The organism is Candidatus Dactylopiibacterium carminicum (assembly GCF_014736495.1).
Classification (GTDB): domain Bacteria; phylum Pseudomonadota; class Gammaproteobacteria; order Burkholderiales; family Rhodocyclaceae; genus Uliginosibacterium; species Uliginosibacterium carminicum.
This window is the reverse complement of sequence record NZ_MDUX01000110.1, coordinates 1-3,377: the sequence shown is the minus strand read 5'-3', so window position 1 is coordinate 3,377 and position 3,377 is coordinate 1. Positions and strand designations below refer to the sequence as shown.

The 3,377-nt window shown below is 62.0% G+C and carries 4 protein-coding genes and 2 pseudogenes; 3 read left to right on the top strand and 3 right to left on the bottom strand.

The window, feature by feature from the left end:
* The 3 genes and pseudogenes from BGI27_RS18370 to BGI27_RS17535 all read right to left on the bottom strand — a co-directional run.
* Positions 1-192, bottom strand: a pseudogene (locus BGI27_RS18370) (DNA adenine methylase); the annotation flags it as partial.
* 7 nt (positions 193-199) lie between these two features.
* Positions 200-1,228 (bottom strand): phage baseplate assembly protein, encoded by a 1,029-nt coding sequence (locus BGI27_RS17540; RefSeq protein ID WP_186815404.1) that lies wholly within the window; start codon positions 1,226-1,228, stop codon positions 200-202.
* Complete coding sequence (locus BGI27_RS17535) at positions 1,221-2,192, bottom strand: hypothetical protein (RefSeq protein ID WP_170943105.1); 972 nt, start codon at positions 2,190-2,192, stop codon at positions 1,221-1,223. Before BGI27_RS17535 ends, BGI27_RS17540 begins: the two co-directional genes overlap by 8 nt.
* On the opposite strand from BGI27_RS17535, the gene BGI27_RS17530 reads away from it, so the two are divergent.
* The 3 genes and pseudogenes from BGI27_RS17530 to BGI27_RS17520 all read left to right on the top strand — a co-directional run.
* Complete coding sequence (locus tag BGI27_RS17530) at positions 2,184-2,678, top strand: DUF1804 family protein (RefSeq protein WP_095526059.1); 495 nt, start codon at positions 2,184-2,186, stop codon at positions 2,676-2,678. The two genes, BGI27_RS17535 and BGI27_RS17530, sit on opposite strands and share 9 nt — an antisense overlap.
* Complete coding sequence (locus tag BGI27_RS17525) at positions 2,671-2,919, top strand: hypothetical protein (RefSeq protein ID WP_095526058.1); 249 nt, start codon at positions 2,671-2,673, stop codon at positions 2,917-2,919. The genes BGI27_RS17530 and BGI27_RS17525 overlap by 8 nt, the downstream gene beginning before the upstream one ends.
* Positions 2,912-3,377 (top strand): annotated as a pseudogene (locus BGI27_RS17520) (hypothetical protein); the annotation flags it as partial. The gene BGI27_RS17525 and the pseudogene BGI27_RS17520, both read left to right, overlap by 8 nt.

Genomic DNA, 3,377 nt, shown 5'->3' with positions numbered 1-3,377 from the left:
CTGGTAGTTGATTTCTACGCGATCCATATGCAGTCCGGCGAAGGCCTGACGCATCTCTGGAATGTCATTAACTGAGATGACCATGCGCCCGTTGATTGATCTGGCCAGCTCGGCGAGGCGGTCATACTCACCGAGGCCGAACTCGACGCCGTAGCCCTCTGTGCCCCAGTACAGCGGGTCGCAATAGAACAAAGTGTGCTCACGGTCGTAGCGACGGACGCACTCGGCCCACGGCAAGTTTTCGATATAGGCGTGAGCCAGGCGAAGATGGGCGGCGGATAGATCTTCTTCCAGACGCATGAAATTCATGCGTGGCGCCGATGTGGTGGCAGTGCCGAAGCTCTGACCTTCCAGCTTGCCGCCAAACCCGCACTTCTGCAGGTAGTAGAAACGGCTGGCGCGCTGGACGTCCGTGCTCCTGCCAGTTTCCCCATACATTGCTTGAGCACTGACGACTCCAGATCCTGGTCGACGCACCAAAGAGCACCGCGCGCTGATATGCGTACCCCTCGACGTACAGCAGCCAGATATGGCCTTGTTTGAATGGTTCCAGCGCCGCCCGCAAGGCGGCCAGCACCGAGGCACCGCCGCTGTAGCGCACGCGCAGGATGTAGCGGCTGCGCTCACTCCAGGTGCGTGCGCCAACACGGCTCACTCCAGCGCGCAGCGGTGCGATTTCGGCATCGATCAATGCGACGCCCATGCCAACCGCTGTATCGGCGACATCCTGATAATCAGCTAGGCTCCAGCCACGGTAGAGCAGCAGATTAGCCGCGCGCACGGCGTTGATCAGGGCATTGGCAGGCAGCTCGCACTGCATCGAGAATTCAGGCACCACCGCCGTGTCTACCGCGATCTTCACTGGCACCGCAAACGTGCTGCAAATGCGCTTCACGATCTCGCCCAGCTTCAAGCCCGAGAGGGTTTTCGAGTACTGACAATCCACAAGCTCACGCCCGAGTGATCGCGCCTCGATGTAGATCGCGTGTTCCTCAGCGCCCACGGTGCGATTCAGCATATCCGGCCGCACCCTAGTGACCAGCTCGCCGCCGACCAGTACGTCAGCCACGGTGTTCTCGCTCACGCCCAGTGAATTGCCCACCCCTGGCCGCGTCACCGCGAGGCGGACAGAGGCGCACAGATCATCCACTGACTCCCTGACATCCACCTTCTGCCAGTGCCCGTAGCGCTGACCATTGAAACGGATCTCCGCGTGTGCATCATCCATGGACACGCCCCTTCACAAACAGCGGATGGCGCACGGCATTGCGCGCGAGAAACACCGATTCATCCACCCCCAGCCGGTAGGCCAGCACTACCGCCGGCAGCGCGGCAGAAACATCCCGCGAGGCCGCAGGCCGCAGATCCTGAGCCAGCAGTGCATCGATCAACGCGGCCCGTGCCGTTACTGCCGCCTGAAACGTGGCATCAGGCATGCCCGGCAGCAGCGCATCAATGGCCGTCACCGTGCTGTCCAGTGCCGCATCCCTATCAACCTCGGCCCGGTAATCAGTCAACGCCACCTGTGCAGCCGCAGTCACCAGCAGCCGGCTGCGCAAGGCGTCCTCCTGACCCAGATTGCGCCGCACCGCGCCTTCGGTCGTGGCCACGCCGGTCAATTCGGTGTCGCTGGATCTGGCCGCGCTCGTGATGCGAGACACCACCCGAGGGCGCGCCGTGTCGCTCAGTTCGTAATCGTCCGCGCCACCGCCCACCAGATCGGTCAGCCCGCGCAGCGCTGACGCATAGGCCGCAGGCATCGCCAGATCGTTCTTGATGCCGGCGATCAGGTTCTGGATCTGGCTGGCCCACGTCAGCGGCAGCGTGGCTAGAGAGATTGCCTTACGCAGCACTTCCAAGCGCTGCTGCACGGCGGCGAGGAATGCAGTCATCCCGTCAGCGCTCATGGGTTCCAGGGCGAAGTCATCCACCACCCCATCGGTCAGCGTCGTGATGCAGCCTGCAGCCACATCCACGCGGTCGGGCGTCGGCTGACCGCGCAGATCGGCCAGGTGCGCGACGATGTCAACAAGCGCATCGACATCCTCGGCTCTCGCGTGACGAACCTGGAAGCCGAAGACAAAAAGCTGATCGAGAAGACGGCCAAGCTCGGCGCTCTTGGGGGCGGTGTCGGTGGCGCACTGGCCGCTGCTGCGGTCGAACTCATCAAGCGGATGTGACTGATGGCCCATTCTCAGAACACGCGAGACAAGGTGCGGCAGCTCTACATCGAGGGAATGCCCCTCAACGGAGCCGCCGTGACCTGTGGCGTGAGCTACGACACAGCGCGTGACTGGAAGAGCCGCGCCAAGGCCAAGGGAGATGACTGGGATACGGCGCGGGCGGCCTACCGCATCAGCGACCAGGGCGTCGACGAGCTGAACAAACAGTTGGTGGAGGACTTCACGCGCCAGGTAATCACGACCACGCGCGAGCTGGAGAACAGCACCATTCCCCCGTCAGACAAGGCCGTGATCATTGCGCAGTTGGCCGATGCGAACGCCAAGTTCAGCAAGGCATTTGCCAGGCTCAATCCGCAGTTTTCAGGGCTTTCCGTGGCCCTCGACACCTTGAAAGTGATCGCCGAATACCTGAAGAAGCACGATCCGACCGCACTGCGGGCGCTGCAGCCGCACGTGGAGGATATCGGCGCGGTGCTGGGGAAGCGGCATGCGTGAAGTCACCGAACGCGATATCCGCATGCCGGAATTCCGCGATGCCAAGCTTGAAGAGCTCGAATTTAGGGATGACGGGAAGGTCGTCCGCGTGGATCGTTGGGAAACCGGCATTCGCCGCATCCGGGATGCACTTGGCGACATGCGTCATGAGTTCGAGATCGACGACATCGTGCAAGCCGTCAAAGCCTTGATTGCAACTATTCCAGCGCCGCCGGAAGACGAGGATGAAGGCGATGCGTGAGTTCGACTGGGGTGACGACTACGAAGACCTCACCGAGGTGAAAAACCTCGGCGACTTCCAGCGCCGCATGGAGTCTTTTGCCGAAGAGCTGCGCCAGACCATCGAGCTGGAATGCGAGGCCTTTCCGATGGATGCTGCGGCAAGCCAGGCGCGGCGTGAGCGGGCCGTGGTGGATTATCAGTTTTTCTGCCAGACCTACTTCCCGCACTACGTGCCGACGCCGCACTTCTCGCTGTTTCAGAAGTTCATCTTCGAACGTTTCCCGGCGGTGATCGATGGCGGGGCCGATGGCCGTGAAGTGCATGAGGCCCCGCGTGGCGAGGCCAAATCCACCTACGAAACGCAGTTGGGCAGCCTGTGGTGTATCTGCCGTGCGGACTATCTGGCTCAGTTGGTGCCGACTGCCAACCAGAAAGCGCGCAAGCATCTGATCGGCATCATCATGAACACGCTGGAGC

Coding starts and splice junctions, on each gene's coding strand:
- BGI27_RS17530 (WP_095526059.1), top strand. CDS start 2,184: ATGGCCCATTCTCAGAACACGCGAGACAAGGTGCGGCAGCTCTACATC.
- BGI27_RS17525 (WP_095526058.1), top strand. CDS start 2,671: ATGCGTGAAGTCACCGAACGCGATATCCGCATGCCGGAATTCCGCGAT.
- BGI27_RS17535 (WP_170943105.1), bottom strand. CDS start 2,192: ATGGGCCATCAGTCACATCCGCTTGATGAGTTCGACCGCAGCAGCGGC.
- BGI27_RS17540 (WP_186815404.1), bottom strand. CDS start 1,228: ATGGATGATGCACACGCGGAGATCCGTTTCAATGGTCAGCGCTACGGG.